At 54.5% G+C, this 17,007-nt stretch carries 19 protein-coding genes; 4 read left to right on the forward strand and 15 right to left on the reverse strand.

Features of this window, described 5'->3' with window-relative positions; genetic code table 11:
- Nucleotides 1-35: 35 nt before the first annotated feature.
- Nucleotides 36-1,109, reverse strand: a complete 1,074-nt coding sequence (locus KO116_RS16000) for a TRAP transporter substrate-binding protein (RefSeq protein WP_035559519.1) — start codon at nucleotides 1,107-1,109, stop codon at nucleotides 36-38.
- 235 nt (nucleotides 1,110-1,344) lie between these two features.
- Here KO116_RS16000 and KO116_RS16005 point away from each other — a divergent pair, with 235 nt between their 5' ends.
- A complete protein-coding gene (locus tag KO116_RS16005; protein WP_035559517.1) occupies nucleotides 1,345-1,788 on the forward strand; it encodes a MarR family winged helix-turn-helix transcriptional regulator in 444 nt (147 codons plus the stop codon).
- Nucleotides 1,789-1,930: 142 nt separating this feature from the next.
- Nucleotides 1,931-2,362: an organic hydroperoxide resistance protein gene (locus tag KO116_RS16010; protein WP_035559514.1), complete on the forward strand. Its 432-nt coding sequence runs from the start codon at nucleotides 1,931-1,933 to the stop codon at nucleotides 2,360-2,362.
- Nucleotides 2,363-2,384: 22 nt separating this feature from the next.
- Here KO116_RS16010 and KO116_RS16015 read toward each other — a convergent pair whose 3' ends face one another.
- Nucleotides 2,385-3,074 (reverse strand): aspartate/glutamate racemase family protein, encoded by a 690-nt coding sequence (locus tag KO116_RS16015; RefSeq protein ID WP_035559510.1) that lies wholly within the window; start codon nucleotides 3,072-3,074, stop codon nucleotides 2,385-2,387.
- Between the two features lie 106 nt (nucleotides 3,075-3,180).
- On the opposite strand from KO116_RS16015, the gene yghU reads away from it, so the two are divergent.
- The gene (yghU, locus tag KO116_RS16020; RefSeq protein ID WP_035559507.1) at nucleotides 3,181-4,053 is read left to right on the forward strand and encodes a glutathione-dependent disulfide-bond oxidoreductase; all 873 of its coding nucleotides are present in this window, start codon (nucleotides 3,181-3,183) and stop codon (nucleotides 4,051-4,053) included.
- Nucleotides 4,054-4,127: 74 nt separating this feature from the next.
- Here the strand turns inward: yghU and KO116_RS16025 are convergent, their stop codons facing one another.
- The 13 genes from KO116_RS16025 to KO116_RS16085 form a co-directional block, all read right to left on the reverse strand.
- A complete protein-coding gene (locus KO116_RS16025; protein WP_035559504.1) occupies nucleotides 4,128-4,442 on the reverse strand; it encodes a DUF6693 family protein in 315 nt (104 codons plus the stop codon).
- A 101-nt stretch (nucleotides 4,443-4,543) separates the two neighbouring features.
- Nucleotides 4,544-5,065 (reverse strand): DUF421 domain-containing protein, encoded by a 522-nt coding sequence (locus KO116_RS16030; protein WP_035559501.1) that lies wholly within the window; start codon nucleotides 5,063-5,065, stop codon nucleotides 4,544-4,546.
- A gap of 100 nt (nucleotides 5,066-5,165) precedes the next feature.
- Nucleotides 5,166-5,486 carry a hypothetical protein gene (locus KO116_RS16035; RefSeq protein WP_035559498.1) on the reverse strand — a complete coding sequence of 107 codons (321 nt, stop codon included), beginning with the start codon at nucleotides 5,484-5,486 and terminating at the stop codon, nucleotides 5,166-5,168.
- Nucleotides 5,487-5,546: 60 nt separating this feature from the next.
- On the reverse strand, nucleotides 5,547-6,539 hold the full coding sequence (locus KO116_RS16040; protein WP_045812155.1) for a lipid A deacylase LpxR family protein: 993 nt from the start codon (nucleotides 6,537-6,539) through the stop codon (nucleotides 5,547-5,549).
- Between the two features lie 250 nt (nucleotides 6,540-6,789).
- Nucleotides 6,790-7,329 carry a YaeQ family protein gene (locus tag KO116_RS16045; RefSeq protein ID WP_035559495.1) on the reverse strand — a complete coding sequence of 180 codons (540 nt, stop codon included), beginning with the start codon at nucleotides 7,327-7,329 and terminating at the stop codon, nucleotides 6,790-6,792.
- Nucleotides 7,330-7,398: 69 nt separating this feature from the next.
- Nucleotides 7,399-8,094 carry a glutathione S-transferase family protein gene (locus KO116_RS16050; protein ID WP_035559491.1) on the reverse strand — a complete coding sequence of 232 codons (696 nt, stop codon included), beginning with the start codon at nucleotides 8,092-8,094 and terminating at the stop codon, nucleotides 7,399-7,401.
- A 50-nt stretch (nucleotides 8,095-8,144) separates the two neighbouring features.
- Complete coding sequence (locus KO116_RS16055) at nucleotides 8,145-8,762, reverse strand: LysE family translocator (protein WP_035559487.1); 618 nt, start codon at nucleotides 8,760-8,762, stop codon at nucleotides 8,145-8,147.
- Nucleotides 8,763-8,862: 100 nt separating this feature from the next.
- Nucleotides 8,863-9,636 carry an enoyl-CoA hydratase-related protein gene (locus tag KO116_RS16060; RefSeq protein ID WP_035559484.1) on the reverse strand — a complete coding sequence of 258 codons (774 nt, stop codon included), beginning with the start codon at nucleotides 9,634-9,636 and terminating at the stop codon, nucleotides 8,863-8,865.
- A gap of 117 nt (nucleotides 9,637-9,753) precedes the next feature.
- The gene (locus KO116_RS16065; RefSeq protein WP_035559481.1) at nucleotides 9,754-10,602 is read right to left on the reverse strand and encodes a 3-hydroxybutyryl-CoA dehydrogenase; all 849 of its coding nucleotides are present in this window, start codon (nucleotides 10,600-10,602) and stop codon (nucleotides 9,754-9,756) included.
- A gap of 70 nt (nucleotides 10,603-10,672) precedes the next feature.
- On the reverse strand, nucleotides 10,673-12,301 hold the full coding sequence (locus KO116_RS16070; protein ID WP_035559479.1) for an acyl-CoA synthetase: 1,629 nt from the start codon (nucleotides 12,299-12,301) through the stop codon (nucleotides 10,673-10,675).
- A gap of 137 nt (nucleotides 12,302-12,438) precedes the next feature.
- The gene (locus KO116_RS16075; protein ID WP_035559476.1) at nucleotides 12,439-14,226 is read right to left on the reverse strand and encodes an acyl-CoA dehydrogenase; all 1,788 of its coding nucleotides are present in this window, start codon (nucleotides 14,224-14,226) and stop codon (nucleotides 12,439-12,441) included.
- 123 nt (nucleotides 14,227-14,349) lie between these two features.
- Nucleotides 14,350-15,723, reverse strand: a complete 1,374-nt coding sequence (locus KO116_RS16080) for an MFS transporter (RefSeq protein ID WP_035559473.1) — start codon at nucleotides 15,721-15,723, stop codon at nucleotides 14,350-14,352.
- 181 nt (nucleotides 15,724-15,904) lie between these two features.
- Complete coding sequence (locus KO116_RS16085) at nucleotides 15,905-16,591, reverse strand: class I SAM-dependent methyltransferase (protein WP_082072615.1); 687 nt, start codon at nucleotides 16,589-16,591, stop codon at nucleotides 15,905-15,907.
- On the opposite strand from KO116_RS16085, the gene KO116_RS16090 reads away from it, so the two are divergent.
- The gene (locus tag KO116_RS16090; RefSeq protein ID WP_035559469.1) at nucleotides 16,590-16,973 is read left to right on the forward strand and encodes a VOC family protein; all 384 of its coding nucleotides are present in this window, start codon (nucleotides 16,590-16,592) and stop codon (nucleotides 16,971-16,973) included. The genes KO116_RS16085 and KO116_RS16090 overlap by 2 nt on opposite strands.
- Nucleotides 16,974-17,007: the final 34 nt, after the last annotated feature.

Consider the following 17,007-nt stretch of genomic DNA (forward strand, 5'->3'; position numbering starts at 1 on the left):
CGATGGCCTGCCCAACGGTGCGCTAAACGTAAGGTTTAGTTGCTGCTCTCTTCAACGATCTTCTGAATGTCCGCGATCAGGTCTTCACCAATGCGCGGCGCCCACTCTTCATAAACCGGCTGAGTGGCTTCTTGGAAAGCGGCTAACTGCTCATCGTCCAAGCGGGTAATTTCCATACCACGCTCTGCCAACTGATCACGTGACCAGTCATCGTACTCAGCTGACAGCTGAATTTCATAGTCGGCTGACTGACGCGCTGCTTCCAGTACCAGTTCCTGATATTCGGGTGCCATGCGCTCCCAAGTACGCTCAGAAAGCATCATGATAAAGGGAGTATAGACGTGGCGTGTTTCGGTGCCATAATCCTGTACTTCATTAAAATTCGAGGTCAGGATGGTGCTCCAAGGGTTTTCCTGGCCATCTACCACGCCCTGCTCCATCGCCGAGAAAAGCTCACCAAAAGCCATCGGCGTTGGGTTAGCGCCTAAGGCTTCCCAAATCGCTAGATGCACCGGGTTTTCCATGGTGCGAACGCTTAAACCGCGCACATCAAGACCTGCTACGTCGTCAGGACTTGCCACCGGGCGAGCACTGTTAGAGAGCTGGCGATAGCCATTCTCAGAGAACGCAAGTGCTTTCAGGCCGGTACCATCAAAGGCGTCCAGCATGCCTTGGGCCACATCGCTCTGCATAACGGCTACCGCGGCTTCACGGCTAGGCAGCAGGAACGGCAGGTCAAAAGCGGCAAGCTGTTCAACGTAGCCAGTAGTGGCGGAGCTAGACGGGTAAGTCATATCCAGCGTGCCGGTTTGCAGCATTTCCAACATCTGAACGTCGTCACCTAACTGGCTGTTAGGGAAAACGTTAACCTTAATGCGACCGTCGGTACGCTGCTCCAAAATCTCACCAAAATATTGGCTAGACAAGAACTGTGGCGAGCTTTCCGCAAGGCCGATGCCCATACGTAGTGTATGCGAGCCATGATCGCCGACTACCTCGCCCTCGATCTCAGGCGGATCAGAGAGTTCTGGGCTTTGAGCATGCGCCATACCAAACGTCAGTGTGGTCGCACCGACCAGGGTTAGCGTGCTGCGCCAAATAGTTGTCATCGCGTGATCTCCAAATATTCGTTGTTGTTAACGGTGAATGGGTAAGAATTGAGTTGTTACTGGCTAATTTAATGAGCACCAAATTGTTACCGGTAACATTAATGATGCGAAGGCTAGCTAGCTGCCAAGTGCGTGTCAAAACAAAACTGCCAACTTACGACCAACGTCTAGGGATAGCCACTTACTGCTTCGCGCGCTACATTACCCTACATATTTCGGATCGGAACCCATACTTGTGCAACCATCTTGTAGCGAACTAGAACTTGATCATCAGCTCTGCTTTGCGCTCTATTCAACTTCGTTAATGATGACCAAGGTGTATAAACCTCTGCTCAAAGAGTTGGGGCTTACTTACCCGCAATACCTTGCCATGCTTGTTTTATGGCAAAACGATGGCATTACCGTTGGCACGATGAGTAAGCGCCTACTCACTGATCCTGGTTCGCTTACGCCGCTCCTTAAGCGCCTGGAAGCCGACCACTTGTTGAATCGCAAACGCAGTCATCATGATGAGCGTGTAGTAGAGCTTTACCTTACCGATAAAGGTAAGGAGCTGCGTGAACAGGCTTACCACATCCCTAGCTGCGTGGTGCATGCGAGCGAACAATCAATCGAAGCATTGACCACGCTAAAAGAAGATCTGGTGCGACTGCGCGATAGCTTACAAAAAAGTCAGTAGCCCTTTGCCTTTGGCGTCATTCGATTTTCGTCTTTGGCAAAGTGCAACCAAATTAATTCGCCATTTATCTTGCGCACAAAATAAAGCTGCACTAAATTAAAAGCGTAGGTTCATAATTAATAACGCTGACAGGAGAATCAATATGACGACCACTATCGAAAACGTTGTTTATCGTGCCCACGCAACCGCTACTGGCGGCCGTGAAGGCCATGCCAAATCTTCTGATGGCGCACTCGATGTCAAACTCAGCACGCCGAAAGAGTTAGGCGGTGCTGGCGGTGATGGCACTAACCCCGAACAGCTTTTCGCAGCAGGCTACTCTGCCTGCTTTCTAGGCGCACTGAAGCACGTGGCGAGCCAGGAAAAAGTAAAACTGCCCCAAGAAACCAAAATTGATGGGCATGTAGGTATTGGCGCCATCCCAACCGGCTTTGGCATTGAAGTTGAGCTAAAAATCAGCCTTCCAGGCCTAGAGCAGGAAGTCGCTCAGCAGTTGGTCGATAAAGCCCATATCGTATGCCCCTACTCAAACGCCACCCGTGGCAACATCAATGTCACTCTGACGTTGGTCTAAGCGTCGTTATTCATTTAAGTCATCATGTTAGTGCCCACACCACCGCTCTCTCCACATGCAGAGCGGTGGTGTCATAAAGCGGCACCGCGGTATCTTGCTGGCTTACCAGCATGGCAATTTCAGTACAGCCTAAAATCACCGCCTGGGCGCCATGAGCATGCAGAGAATCAATGATTGCTAAGTAGCGTTGCCGCGATGCAGCTTCTACACGGCCCTGGCAAAGTTCATCAAAGATCACCCGATGGATAGTGTCGCGCTCAGACTGATCGGGCACCACGACCTCAATACCGAACTGCTTTAAGCGGCCGATATAAAAGTCCTGCTCCATGGTAAAGCGCGTACCCAATAGGCCGACGCGCGTGATACCGTCGGCGGTGAGCTGCTCAGCCGTAGCATCGGCAATATGCAGCAGCGGAATGGTAATCGCCTGCTCAATAGCGGGCGCCACCTTATGCATGGTGTTGGTGGCAATCAACAGGCAGTCTGCGCCCGCTCGCTCGACGCTTTGGGCAGCGTTGGCCAGCAGTTCGCCAGCGGTCTGCCAATCGCCCTGCTGCTGTAATGCTTCAATCTCGGCAAAATCGACGCTAACCATCACGATCTTAGCCGAATGAAAACCACCTAGCGCCGCTTTTACGCCCTCGTTTAGGGCTCGGTAGTAGCCTTGGGTCGACTCCCAGCTCATACCACCTAGCACACCAATGATACGCATCCGCCACCTCAATTTAGGAAAATGGACTACTTTATTAACAGGCTAATCACCAGCCAAATCTAGTAGCCGCTTTGACACCGATAAAATATTTATAGCGAGGAAACGAATGAGCGACAACACCTATACTCCCCCGAGCGTTTGGAAATGGGAACCTGGCAACGGCGGTAAGTTTGCCAATATCAATCGCCCAATTGCTGGCCCTACTCATGACAAGGCCCTGCCGGTGGGCAAACATCCTCTTCAGCTTTACTCCCTCGCCACACCCAACGGTGTCAAAGTCACCGTGATGCTGGAAGAGTTGCTGGAGAAAGGCATAACGGGCGCCGAATACGACGCTTACCTGATTCAAATTGGCGAAGGCGATCAGTTCAGCAGCGGCTTTGTCGAGGTGAACCCCAACTCTAAAATTCCCGCACTGATGGATCACTCGACCACTCCACCCCAGCGGGTATTTGAGTCGGGGGCGATTCTGCTCTATCTGGCTGAGAAGTTTGACGCTTTCCTACCCCATGACCCCGCGAAACGGACCGAATGCCTCTCTTGGCTATTTTGGCAAATGGGCAGCGCGCCAATGTTAGGCGGCGGTTTTGGTCATTTCTATGCCTACGCACCTGAAAAGTACCAGTACCCGATTGACCGCTACACCATGGAAGTGAAGCGTCAGCTTGATGTACTTGATCGCCATTTGGCGGATAACCGCTTTATGGCAGGCGATGAGTACACCATTGCCGATATGGCGATTCATCCATGGTATGGCGCGCTAGTGAAAAACCGCGTTTACGAAGCGGCGGAGTTTTTGGAGGCACACACCTACAAAAACGTTCTACGCTGGACCGAAGAGCTCGATGAGCGCCCCGCCGTTAAACGCGGGCGCATGGTAAATCGCACCTGGGGCGAACCTCACGAGCAGCTGCACGAACGTCATGATGCCAGCGACTTTGAGCTTCGTACTCAAGATAAACTGGCTGATAACGAGTAATTAACCGCTAAGAAAGAGCCTACGCTTGATCTCTCAGCGTAGGCTCTTGGTCGCTTTCAACTCAAAGGCTAAGATTATTCAACCCGTGAGTTATTCAAGGCGTAATTCCATACCCGGTAGAAGTAGAAAATATATCCCAGCCCAAAGGTGACCAGCGAAATCAACATCCAGAGGATAATGTGGCCGATGTTGCTGAACAGGTTGATATCGCAAACCATTTTTCGCTCTACCCCAGCAGCATCCACTACCGAAGTACGGTTAATAACAAACCGCGAAAACGAATAAGGGAAGAAAAATAGCGCTATACCAAAAGTAACGATACTGAGTACCACCCAAATAATCAGATGGCCAATAATATCAAGAATGGAAAGATCTGCTTTGATATTCACTTTGCGTCCTTAAAATTAACAGTGGCGAAGAATACCACTGCCAGGCACAAACGTGAACGTAAAAATTAATTTAACTTAGAAAAATGAGTTTTGCATGGGCTTCACCGGGGGCCACGAACACCCTCTAAACTCGAATGACTGCTCTCTGCATGACGCTTAACAACGCTTAGTGAGCCATCTGTTTCTATAACAACGGCCTCTACGTCGGCTACATCACTAAGCCCACTACTACGGATAGCGGAAAGCACTTCGTCTTGGGTTACCCGCGCTTTTCGCAGTGAAGTTAATAGAAACTCACCCTGATAGAGCAGCATCAGTGGCTCACCGGTCACTAATCGACGTACCCATCGAAACCGCACACTGGTCCACGTAATAATAAATTGAAGTGAAATCAGCAGCGCTAACGCGACAGCTCCATCCGCCAATACCACATTTTTAGACAGCAGTACGGTCGCCAGCGTGGAACCCAGTGCCACCGTGACAATTAAATCGAAGGCGTTCATTTTCGACAGCGTGCGGTTGCCTGAAAGGCGTAAGAAGAGAATCAGCGTGGCGTACGCCAATAATCCGATAATCAGAATACGTAACACGCTGCCCCAGCCATTAAAAAATACCATTTCCATATGCGCTTTATCCTTGGTCACTTAGCGATAGGCAAAGAGTTTGCTTGCCGCCCTGCTTAGGCTAACAGCTCCGAGCCTATTGTGTACGCTAGAAAGATATTTAGAGTTGGCTCTCCCACCACTTGGCATAGGAACTGTTATGGGGCGCAAAGCCGCCTTCATCAGGGGCATTATCATCCCACCACACCGGGCCACGCTCACCTAATGCTTCTTTAGCAGCCTGAACCGCGTCACGGGCTTGACGAAGCGCGTCGTCATCACCGTGCTGCTGGGCCGTTCTGACGGCTCGACGTGCTTTCATCAACTCTTTGATATGAGTGCGCTTTTGCTCTTCATCTAAGCGCGGATCAGTGCAGCGCCACAGGCGATTTTTGGCCACAAAGTAGCGCCCATCAGGGGTATGGGGATATTGTTTGGCCATGAATTGTTTCCTCCCACCTACACACTTTCCTTCTGAAAGGCGCCCAAAGCTTAACTAATTTTAGAAGCGCTTAGATAGCGTGATGGACCCAAACTTATCCTGCTCTTCCTGACCGTCGAATTCACGCGAGCGCTGCACTGCGGCGTAAGTAACCTGCCAATCTTCCCAAGCCAGCGCCAGTCCTGCAGAAACGTCACCTACCCACTCTTTACGATCAACCGAGTGGCGGCTATTTCTGAACGTATTGCCATCCAGCGTCAGATTTTGTGCCATGTAATAGCCGTCTACGCTCGCAAACAGATACCACTGCCAGCCATTATTTCCAGTCATGTGGTAGCGACTACTAGGGTTTGGGGTCAGCGTAGGTATGCCGGGCGCCTCATCGCCCCAGCGAACGCTATACCCAGCACTTGCGTAGGTGTAGAGGTTGCCCAAAGCGGCGCTGACACTAGGGCCATGGGCAAACTGCTTGCCGATTAATGGGGAGCTGTGCCACCACTGGCGCCGCATGGCTACGTTGACGATCGCTTCATCGCCAAGCTGATTCTTCCAGCCATTGGGGCGATCACTATCGGTCACCCTGTGTACCTCACGCTGAATACTATCGGCAAGTGACGAGGGCCCAACCAAACCAATATCCAGATGCAGGTCAGTCGCTTGTCGCCAGCTCCCCATGGGCACATCTTCATAGAGCGATATACCGCCGTAAACAATCCCTGCGTAGGGGCGATCATCTTCTATCAACCCACGCTGCTCAATATTGTTGGGCGTATAAATTTGATGCACGAGCCGGAAAGCGGCCATATCAGCGTTGCCTATCAGGCTATCGGGCAAAGCAGTCGCCAGGCGCTGTGTCCAGCTTTGCGCTTCGGGTTCAAACGCCCAATTGAGCTCAAAACCGCTGGTAAAGTGGCCATCATCACTACTGGCCATGCCATCATTTTCGTGCTTAATCGAGAGGACGCTATCGTTGGCCTGCGCCAGCGTCGACAGCAAGCTTACGACAGCCACTAGCGGGAAGAGCTGCCATCGTAAAGGGGTCATTGCTTTCATTACTCGTTCCTTGAGGTTTTTCTAGGGAGCGTTTTTGGAGGCTGCTTTTTGATGAACATCAACAAACATTGTTGATTGTATGTAATTGTGCAAAAAGATAGCAAGCATACTTTTGCAAATTTCTACACAAAAAGGCTAAGACACTAAAAATTAAGGATGGCTCATAGGCCACCCTTATGCTGTTGATTGCTTAGATTTATAGCGTAGTCGACTAGACGAAAGTTGGTAGGCTAATGATCAAGAATAATCACTATCTGTCACGCAGCAGCCACTGCGGGGTAATTTCATGCTGACCGTTTTCATCGGTAATAAACAGCGAGCCTTCGCTGATCATTACCGCCCAATTGATAGCCCGTGGCAGATCTTTAGCGATGGTTGCGAGCGCCTCTTGGGGCAGCCCCGCCACGTGCACATTTTTCAGCGATGCCACATTGGCGAGTACTTTGCTCTCCCATAGGTCTACCCGACCGTAGGCTAGCAGCGTCACGCGCTCGGCCCGGCGCGAGCACCAGGTGATACGCTCAGCATCCGGCAAGCCTACTTCAATCCAGTGCAGCAAACGCCCATCTAAGCTTTTCTCCCATAGCGCTGGCTCGTCCACATCGGAAAGCCCGCGCCCGAAGGCCAGCGTTTCGCTGTACCACAGCACATAAGCCAGTAAGCGGGCGGTCATGCGCTCTTCGGTCTCTGAGGGATGACGAGCCACGGTAAAGCGCAGCGTTTCATATACCCCGCGATCCAGGTCGGTCAGATTAATATCAACTTTGTAGGGCGTTGCGCTAAGAGCCATGGACGTTTCCAAACGAAAATTTGCGCTAGTGTACCCGATGCCGAGTGTCGCTGGTGAATTGTCCCAAGGTTAAGACGTGCGGTAATCAACTTCCAGCGTGCCATTCTTTAGCGTTTCAGCTTCGTGCATAGGTTCGCGCCACGTTTCTGCTAGCGCGGCTTGATACCAGGCCTGCATGGCAGGCAGTGCTAACAGGCGCTCGACATAGGACTGGGATTTCTCACTTATCGGCAGGTTGAATGTCTGTACGCGAAACGCCACAGGGGCATAAAACGCATCTACCGCTGAGAATTGTTCACCCGCTAAAAACGGCCCGCCAAAGCGCTCAAGCCCCTGCTGCCATAGCGCATCTAAGCGGTTCACATCGGCCTTGAGATTGGACGATAAACTATTCAATGCCACCCGCACACCGCAGTTCATTGAACAATCATCACGCAGGGCGCCAAAGCCGCTATGCATTTCAGCAGTAGCTGAGCGCGCCCAGGCGCGGGCGGTTTTATCACTCGGCCATACGTCGGCATGTTGCTCGGCCAAATATTCAACAATCGCCAGCGAATCCCACACCGCCAGATCACTCTCCCTATCCACTAAACAAGGCACTAAGCCCGATGGCGAAAAGCGGGTGTAAACGTCATGGCTAGCGCCAAAGCCGCCTTCAAACGGCATCAGGTGTTCGTTAAACGGAATCTCCAGCGCTTTCATCAACACCCAAGGGCGCAGCGACCAAGAAGAGTAATTCTTGTTGGCAATATAGAGATCAAACATGCAGCGCTCCTTATGTGGGGAATTGGATTAGCCGGTGTAAGTAAGCACCCTTAACGTGTTGCCTGAGCCAGCGTATTACCGCCTAGTCCCATTAATACGCTGCCCCCAATGCGCTGAATGAGCCGGGAGGAGCCATGGGATTTTTGTAACCACTCACGCAACGGGCTGGCCAGCAGCACCACCACGACATCCGCCGATGAGAACAGCGCATTGGTGGCGATACCCAGCCAGAGCAGCTGCCATGCTACGGGCATAGCGCTCTCGGGTTGCACAAATTGAGGCAGAAACGCGACAAAGAAAAGCGCGGTTTTAGGGTTGAGCATCTCCACCAGAAAGCTGTCGCGCAGCACGCGTTTCGTGGTTGCCAGCGGCACCTCTTCGCCGTGGGCGCGAATGCCCTGCTGCCATAGCCGCAGCCCCATCCAGAGCAGGTAGAGCCCACCGATGATTTTCATGGCGATGTAGGCAGGTGGAATCGCTGCAAACAGCAGCGCTAATCCTAGCGCGGCGGCCACCACATGCACATAACACCCCATATGCACACCGATGACCGCTAGCCACCCAGCCCGTCGGCCGCGCCCCAACGTCTGCGCTGCGGTATATAGCATTGCAGGCCCAGGTAAATAGGCGAAACCAAGCGCAGCGAGGATAAAAGCGGCCCATTGCATAGTGGCAGTTCTCTTGAAGGTAATCGTTAGTTTTCGAGAATAAAACGGGGGTGACGCAAGCGCCACCCCCTAAATAAGTAAAACTGTAATTAATCAAACCTTAGAAGTTCGGTTTGCGCTTCTCGACAAATGCCGCCATGCCCTCTTTTTGCTCGTCACCGGCAAAGCAGAAGGCGAACAGGCTGGTTTCCAGCGCTAGTGCGCTATCAAGGTCTTGATCCATACCGTCGTGAACTGCCTGCTTGGCGCCGCGCACTGACTGTGGGCCGTTGCCTTTGAGTTGCTTAGTGAGCTCTTCAACGTAGCTCTCGAGCTCCGCTTGCGGCATTACCCGGTTCACTAGGCCGATACGCAGCGCTTCTTGGGCATCGATTTTGCGCCCGGTAGTAACCAGATCAATCGCCATCGCAGGGCCAACGCGGCGCGGTAGGCGCTGGGTGCCGCCAAAGCCAGGAATGACGCCCAGCAGCACTTCCGGTTGACCAAACACCGCGTTGTCGCTGGCTACAGCCCAGTCGCAGGCCAGTGCCAGTTCGCAGCCGCCGCCAAGGCAAAACCCGTTCACCAGCGCGACCACCGGCACGGGAAGTGTCTCTAGGCGTTTAATGGTACGCAGCGCTTGGCTGGCGAAGGCCCGCGCTTCTTCGGGTGTTTTTTCACGCATTTCAGTGATATCCGCACCCGCCACGAAGGACTTCTCGCCCGCACCGGTAATCAGTACGGCGCGTAGGTTCGGGTGGGCTTCAAGCTCAACCAGATGCGCTTCCAGCGCGGCAAGCACTTCGCTGTTAAGGGCATTCAGCGCTTTAGGACGATTGATGGTCAGTCGCACCATCCCATCGTTATCAACCTTCTCGATCACTGCTTCGCTCATGGCGGACTCCTTATTCGATTTATTATTGAATATGAAAGTGAATACCACTCAACCCTAGCGAACGCTTGGTTGAGTGGCAATGACTTCTTTATGCCGAGCTGATTTCGTCAGCGCAAGTTAGTCGTAGTGATAGAAACCGCGACCACTTTTACGGCCTAGATAACCCGCGGCGACCATGCGTTTGAGCAGTGGGCAGGGACGGTATTTCGGGTCACCAAAGCCCTCTTGAAGCACTTCCATGATCGCCAGGCACACATCCAGCCCAATCAAATCCGCCAGCGCTAGCGGCCCCATGGGGTGAGCCGCGCCTAGTTTCATAGCGTTATCAACCGCTTCTGGCGTTGCGGTGCCCTCCTGCACGATAAACGCTGCCTCATTGATCATTGGCACCAGCAGTCGGTTCACAGCAAAGCCCGGCGCATCGCCTACCGGCACGGCAGTTCTGCCCAGCGCCTTTGCTAGCGTTTCAATCTCGGCCACGGTAGCGTCCGAGGTTTGCTCGGCGCGAATCACTTCCACCAGTTTGAGCACCGGCACCGGATTAAAGAAGTGCATGCCTACCACGCGCTCGGGATGCTCGCACACCGCCGCCAGCCGGGTGAGCGACAGCGACGAGGTGTTGGAGGCTAAGATAGCCGTGGTGCTCATTTGGCTAAGATCACGAAACAGCTTCTCTTTGAGTTCAGGCTGTTCGGGGGCCGCCTCGATAATGATCGCGCAGTCGCTTAGGTCATTGAGTGTGGTAGTGGTCGATAGACGGGCGAGAGCGGCACTTTTATCCGCCTCGCTGATCTTCTCTTTAGTGACCAATTTACCCAAGCCTTTATCGATATTCGCCTTGGCGCGGCCAAGCTGCTCTTCGGCCACATCGTAAAGGCGCACGTTAAAGCCACTGGCAGCCACTACCTGGGCAATCCCCTGCCCCATGGTACCGGCTCCCACCACGCCAATTTGTTGGTCACTCATGCACGCTCTCCCCTATTGATTATCACTACTGGCGGTTATCACCGCTAGTGCTTATTACTATTAGGAATGATTAATGATTTTTAGCTTCTTCACGCAAGACGAATTTTTGTATCTTGCCCGTTGATGTTTTCGGTAGCTCGCTGAAAATGACTGTTTTAGGGACTTTGTAGCCCGCCAAATGTTCGCGACAGTGGGCGATAATATCGGCCTCGGTGACTTCGCCGTAGCCCACCTTGAGCTTCACAAACGCACAGGGCGTTTCGCCCCACTTCTCGTCTGGCTTGGCGACCACTGCTGCCTCTTCAACGGCGGGATGGCCGTATATAGCGTCTTCCACTTCGATGGTCGAGATATTCTCTCCACCGGAAATAATGATGTCTTTCGAGCGATCTTTGATTTCGATATAGCCATCCGGATGCCAAACCGCCAAATCGCCGGTGTGGTACCAGCCGCCCTCCAGCGCTTGCTCGGTGGCCTCCGGGTTCTTTAAATAGCCCTTCATGACGTTGTTACCGCGCATCAGTATTTCACCCATGGTTTGGCCATCCTTGGGTACTGGTTCCATGGTGAGCGGATCTGCCACGCACAGCGCTTCGAGCATGTGGTAACGCACCCCCTGGCGGGCTTTGATTTTGGCCCGTGCTTCCAGCGGCAATTCATCCCACGCTTCCCGCCAGGCGCATACGGTCACCGGCCCGTACACTTCGGTTAGGCCATACACGTGGGTCACTTCAATGCCCAGCTTCTCGACCCCGGCAATTACAGAGGCTGGCGGCGCGGCTCCGGCGGTGGTGACCTTGACGGGGTGATCGAACTGGCGCTTATCTTCCGCGGGCAGGTTCACTAAGCCATTAAGAATAATAGGCGCTCCGCTGAAGTGAGTGACCTTCTCTTCGGCAATGAGCTGCATGATCTTTTTCGGGTCGACGCGACGCAGGCACACGTTAACTCCGGCGTTGGCGGCAATGGTCCAGGGGAAACACCAGCCGTTGCAGTGAAACATCGGTAGCGTCCACAGGTAGATCGGGTGGTGGGGCATTGCCCACTCCATGATATTGCTCACCGCGTTGAGATAAGCGCCGCGGTGGTGGTAAACCACGCCCTTGGGCTTACCGGTGGTGCCAGAGGTGTAGTTAAGCGAGATCGCGTCCCACTCATCCGCTGGCAGTTGATAGGCAAAATTGGCGTCGCCCTCGTTAAGCAGCGCTTCGTACTCAATCTCGCCAATGCCTTGCGTGTCGCCGAGAAACTCTACATCGGCAACATCAATGATCAGCGGCTTGTGGGTTAGCTTGGCAACGGCTTGCTGGATGACCTCAGCAAACTCGGGATCGACCAAAATGGCTTTCGCCTCGCCGTGCTCCAGCATATAGCTGATCGCCTCGGCGTCCAGGCGAATATTCAGCGTGTTCAACACGCAGCCCGCCAACGGCACGCCGAAGTGCGCCTCAAACATTGCCGGGATATTAGGCAGCATCGCCGCCACCGTTTGACCCGGCTGAATGCCTCGCTGCTTGAGCGCAGAGGCAAGCTGGCGGCAACGCGACCAGGTCTCTCCCCAGGTGCGGCGCGTGCGGCCATGAACCACCGCTGGGTAATCAGGATAGATAGAGGCCGAGCGCTCGATAAAGGTCAGCGGTGAAAGCGGCACGTGGTTGGCAACGGTTTTGGGCAAGCCTTGCTCAAAGATAGCGGTCATAATCGGCTCCTGGTCTTGTTATTGAGGACATTGTTATTGAAAGCGTTCGTTTTAAGGGTTCGTTTAAAATAGTTGTTTTGATCGCCTAGAAACAACAACGCCGCCCAAAGGGGCGGCGATACGGGCTGAAATTAACGTTAGTGAACCTCAAATTCGCTTAAACACTGCATACCTGCTTCAATCACCGCGCGTTGAGCGCGGCCTACCGGCAGCCATTGCGTGATGGCAAATTCGGCGCTGCGCATCTTGGCAGTATAGAAGGGATCATTGCTTCCGTTGTTAAGGGCTGCCTGGGCGCTAAGCGCCGCCTGCCCCATCTGCCAAGCACACAGCACGTGGCCCGCCAAGTTAAGGAACGGCGTAGCATAAGCCTGCACCGCATCTGCCCCGTTTCCAGGGTCGCGGCCTTGTTCCAGCACCATCGCTTGGGCGGCTTTTAGGTCTTCTAAGCCCGCGGCCAAGCCACGGCCCAACGCTTTTAGTGCGGGGTCGACGTTTAGCTGCTCCACAGTGGCGGCAACGTCGTGAAGCAACGCGGTGAGCGCTTCGCCGTTGTCACGCTGAAGCTTCCGCCCCGCCAAATCGAGCGCCTGAATACCGTTAGTGCCTTCGTAAATGGGGGCAATGCGGGTATCGCGCAGCAGCTGTGCCGCGCCGGTCTCCTCCACGTAGCCCATCCCGCCGTGTACCTGAATGCCCATGGAGGCAATCTCCACCGCTTGATCGGTAGAGAAGCTTTTGATCACCGGAATCAGGATATCGGCGCGGGCCTGGGCGACTTGGCGGGCTTCATTACTTTCAGCGTGGCGGGCGGCATCCAACTCGGCGGCGCAGTATAACGCCAGGGCGCGCAGCGCATCAGTGCGGGCACGCATGGAGAGCAGCATACGGCGTACGTCCAAGTGATCGCTGATGGTGCATTCAGCGCCGCCACGCGATTTTGGAGAGCGACCCTGGCGACGCTCCAACGCATAGGCAAAGGCGTGCTGGCAGGCTCGCTCGGCCACGCCTATCCCCTGAATGCCGACTTTGTGGCGCGCCTCGTTCATCATGGTGAACATGTGATTAAGACCACGCCCCTCTTCACCGACCAAGTAGCCAATCGCGCCGCCATTTTCGCCAAAACTGAGGGTGCATGTCGGCGAGCCGTGAATGCCCAGCTTGTGCTCAATAGAGGCGCAGGTGACATCGTTGCGCTCGCCCAATGAGCCATCGTCATTGACCAGGAACTTGGGCACCAAGAATAGGGAGATGCCTTTGTTGCCTGCCGGTGCATCGGGCTTGCGGGCCAGTACCAGGTGGATAATATTCTCGGCGGCGTCGTGCTCGCCCCAGGTGATATAGATCTTCTGGCCGCTGATGCGGTAGTGGTCGCTTTCAGGCACTGCGCGGGTGCGCACTTGGGAGAGATCCGACCCCGCTTGGGATTCGGTGAGGTTCATGGTGCCCGTCCAGGTGCCTTCCACCAGCTTGGGCAAGTAGGTCGCTTTGAGGGTATCGCTGCCGTGATGCGCCAGTGCTTCGATAGCACCAGCGGTCAGCATGGGGCAGAGCCCCAGCGCCATATTGGCGCCGTGAAGCATCTCCTGAACCGCGCTAGCCACCACTTCGGGCAGGTTCTGACCGCCTAGCGCTTCTGATACACCGATGCCGTTCCAGCCACCCTCGACATACGCCTGGTAAGCCGCTGCGAAGCCTTCCGGTGTCGTCACACTGCCATCGGCGTGGCGCTTGGCCCCCTGCAGATCACCACTCTTGTTTAGCGGCCCCCAGACGTCACCGGCCAGCTTTGCGGCCTCTTCGAGTACCGCCTCGACCAAATCGGGCGTGGCTTCTTCAAAGCCCGGTAGGCTAAGCGAGCGGTGCGCTAGCAGCTCTTCGAGCACAAAGCGCAAATCGCGTACCGGCGCGGCGTAAACATTCATGGCGAACCTCGGGCTGAAAATTAAACAATTGTTTGAAAGTGTGCCATAGATAGTAGTAACACTCTCCTGCCTACACCATTAGCCCAAGGTATCACCCGTTACCGATAACGTCTCCACGCCGTTTTATTTTCGCTCAATTGCTTGCTCCACATCATCATAATAAGTGATATGGCTCTCATCTTCAGCGGGCGGCCCTACCACCGGTTCGGCGGCGTCAACGTCCCATACGGCATCGGAAAGATCCTCCAAGTGCTCGTGCTCCAGTGCCCCCTGCATCAACTCTTCGGTGACCACTAGCTCGGCACCGGCGGCGGTCATTGGCGTAGTCGGTGTAAAGGGCGCCACGGGCACAGGCGCTGGGCGCACGCTACGGCGCCAGGAGAAGAACATCACAAAGAACAGACTTAGTGAGCCGAAAGCCCAGAACAGGCCCGCATCGCCCATTACGGTCATCACCGGGGAGATCATCAGCGGGCTGATCGTGGCGCCAATCGAGTTAATCAACAGCAGGCCCTGGCTCATGCGCACCAGCGCCCCTGCGGGCGCACGGTCGGCGGCGTGGCTTACGGCCACTGGATAAAGAGCAAAGACGCCACCGCCGAGCAGGAACAGCAGCACTGCCAATAGCGGTGTCGAAAGGGGTAGCCAGAGCATCGCCGCGGAGATAAGCACACAGAAACCGCTGATGGCGATCAGTACCATCTGGCGGTCATGGCGATCCGACCAGCGGCCAATGGGGTATTGCAGCAACATGGCCCCCATGATGAGGACCGCCATCATCTGCCCCACCTGACTCACGCTCATACCATTACGCTGCAGATAGAGTGGCAACAGCGTGTAGGCCGCTGCGACAACCATACCCGAGCCTAAACTACCCATCACGCCAGTGGGCGTCAGGGTAATCAAACGATGCGGGGGCAGCGGTTCGGCGTGCTCCATAATCGGTGATACGCGGGGAATCATCGCCATGGGCAGCACAGAGAGCGAAGCCAGTAGGCCAATCACCATAAAGGGCGCAGTGACGCCCATGGCGTTGGTCACACCGAGTAGTAGTTGGCCCAATACACCGGCGGCATACAGCGAAATCATATACAGCGCCAACAGGCGGCCACGAACCTTCTGGTCGCCCGAAGTGAGCAGCCAGCTTTCAATGACCAGATAAACCCCGACCGTGGCCCAGCCGCCGACCAAGCGCAGCGCAAACCACGCCCAGGGGTCGAAAAACAAGCCTTGCAGCAGTACCGTGACGGCCACCAAAGAGGCAAAACTACCGTAGGCGCGAATATGGCCAATGCGCAGCAGCAGGCGGTCATTCACCATTGCGCCTAAGGCTAAGCCGATAAAGTAAGCCGACGAGACAATCCCGATCACCGTGGCTGACTCACCGGCGGCATCGAGGCGCACGGTAATTAAGGTGGCAAGAAAACCGTTGCCTATCCCGAGAATGAAGAGCCCTAAAAGGGGCGCCAGCGCCATGGCTAGCAGTTGCCGCGACATGAAAACCTCGTCTTGACTTAACGTTTTGAAAACAGGGGCGGAAAACAGTTGAGAGAAACGCCTCCAAGCGACTTCTCAAGATCCGTTATCTCACCTGGCACAGCGAGTCAGGCGGGGATAGCGGCGCGCAATTATTGCCCTCAAGGGGGCAAAGTCAATGCTTTTCTAAGGTTACAATTATTCACCTTAGCGTTTTGTGTAGAATAACCGTGTCTGGCCCAGGAAATTCCACTACTAAATTATTCTTTTGAGCCCACCAACGGAAGGTCTCTTCGCTAAAAAAGCTGATATGGGTGGGGTCGCTAATATAGTGCCAGCGAGCAAAAGCGTCAGGGGTGGAAACGCGCTTGGTCATCAGCCCAAGATAACCACCGGGCGCGAGCTGTCCGGCCAGTTGAGCCAGCACTTGGCCAGGCTGCGACAAATGCTCCACCACTTCTGTGGCAGTGATAAAATCGAACGTCTGAGTAAGCACCGCGGTATCAGGGGCATAAAAGAGGTCGTAAATCACCACCTGAAAACCTTGCTCGGCAAACATAACTGACAGCGTCGGCCCCGGCCCGGAACCAAAATCAAGCCCACGCGCATTAGGAGCGAGCTTCGCCGACAGCGGGGTAAATAAACGCCCTAGAAAGCGTCTATATCCCGTATCATGCGGCGAGTTTTGATGTTTATCATATTCGGCCTTTTCTGCAGCGGCGCTCAAATGCTGCTCAGGGGGGACAAATACCAGTTTGCACGTGGCACACTGGTAGTAGTCACGACGCCGATCCCGGTGGTAGAGCGCAATAGTGGATTCCGCGCAGAGCGGACAGCGGCGCATCATCGTATTCTCTGGCTTATCGTTACGAATTAAGGAAAGTGGCATGCTATCAGGTCTGGATCATCTTGTAGTTACCGTGACCGACATGGGTCGCGCCGTCGACTTTTACTCACGGGTGTTAGGGTTAGACGTACGTTACCGCGACGCCCAGCGGGTCGATTTAATGCTCGGTGATACGGCGCTACGCCTGCATCAAACCGATACCGACATCGCCCCCATCTCTGCGACGCCTACCCCTGGCAGCCTGGATTTATGCCTGCGTTGCCAGTTACCGCTTGATGAGTTCAAACAGCACTTGGAGGCACTGGCAATTGATATAGAGCTAGGCCCCGTTGCTCGCCAAGGCGCTAATGGGCCGATCGAATCAATCTACCTGCGCGACCCAGACGGCAACCTGCTGGAAATATGCCGCCCCGCTGCTCGTTAACACCCCGTGGCCATTAATGAGATGGCGAAGAGCG

This window comes from Halomonas sp. KO116 (assembly GCF_000734975.2).
GTDB classification, from domain to species: Bacteria; Pseudomonadota; Gammaproteobacteria; order Pseudomonadales; family Halomonadaceae; genus Vreelandella; species Vreelandella glaciei.

Coding starts and splice junctions, on each gene's coding strand:
- KO116_RS16070 (WP_035559479.1), bottom strand. CDS start 12,301: ATGACCGCTATCTTTGAGCAAGGCTTGCCCAAAACCGTTGCCAACCAC.
- KO116_RS16075 (WP_035559476.1), bottom strand. CDS start 14,226: ATGAATGTTTACGCCGCGCCGGTACGCGATTTGCGCTTTGTGCTCGAA.
- KO116_RS16030 (WP_035559501.1), bottom strand. CDS start 5,065: ATGGAAATGGTATTTTTTAATGGCTGGGGCAGCGTGTTACGTATTCTG.
- KO116_RS16010 (WP_035559514.1), top strand. CDS start 1,931: ATGACGACCACTATCGAAAACGTTGTTTATCGTGCCCACGCAACCGCT.
- KO116_RS16090 (WP_035559469.1), top strand. CDS start 16,590: ATGCTATCAGGTCTGGATCATCTTGTAGTTACCGTGACCGACATGGGT.
- KO116_RS16050 (WP_035559491.1), bottom strand. CDS start 8,094: ATGTTTGATCTCTATATTGCCAACAAGAATTACTCTTCTTGGTCGCTG.
- KO116_RS16000 (WP_035559519.1), bottom strand. CDS start 1,109: ATGACAACTATTTGGCGCAGCACGCTAACCCTGGTCGGTGCGACCACA.
- KO116_RS16055 (WP_035559487.1), bottom strand. CDS start 8,762: ATGCAATGGGCCGCTTTTATCCTCGCTGCGCTTGGTTTCGCCTATTTA.
- KO116_RS16045 (WP_035559495.1), bottom strand. CDS start 7,329: ATGGCTCTTAGCGCAACGCCCTACAAAGTTGATATTAATCTGACCGAC.
- KO116_RS16080 (WP_035559473.1), bottom strand. CDS start 15,723: ATGTCGCGGCAACTGCTAGCCATGGCGCTGGCGCCCCTTTTAGGGCTC.
- KO116_RS16060 (WP_035559484.1), bottom strand. CDS start 9,636: ATGAGCGAAGCAGTGATCGAGAAGGTTGATAACGATGGGATGGTGCGA.
- KO116_RS16085 (WP_082072615.1), bottom strand. CDS start 16,591: ATGCCACTTTCCTTAATTCGTAACGATAAGCCAGAGAATACGATGATG.
- KO116_RS16065 (WP_035559481.1), bottom strand. CDS start 10,602: ATGAGTGACCAACAAATTGGCGTGGTGGGAGCCGGTACCATGGGGCAG.
- KO116_RS16040 (WP_045812155.1), bottom strand. CDS start 6,539: ATGAAAGCAATGACCCCTTTACGATGGCAGCTCTTCCCGCTAGTGGCT.
- yghU (WP_035559507.1), top strand. CDS start 3,181: ATGAGCGACAACACCTATACTCCCCCGAGCGTTTGGAAATGGGAACCT.
- KO116_RS16015 (WP_035559510.1), bottom strand. CDS start 3,074: ATGCGTATCATTGGTGTGCTAGGTGGTATGAGCTGGGAGTCGACCCAA.
- KO116_RS16035 (WP_035559498.1), bottom strand. CDS start 5,486: ATGGCCAAACAATATCCCCATACCCCTGATGGGCGCTACTTTGTGGCC.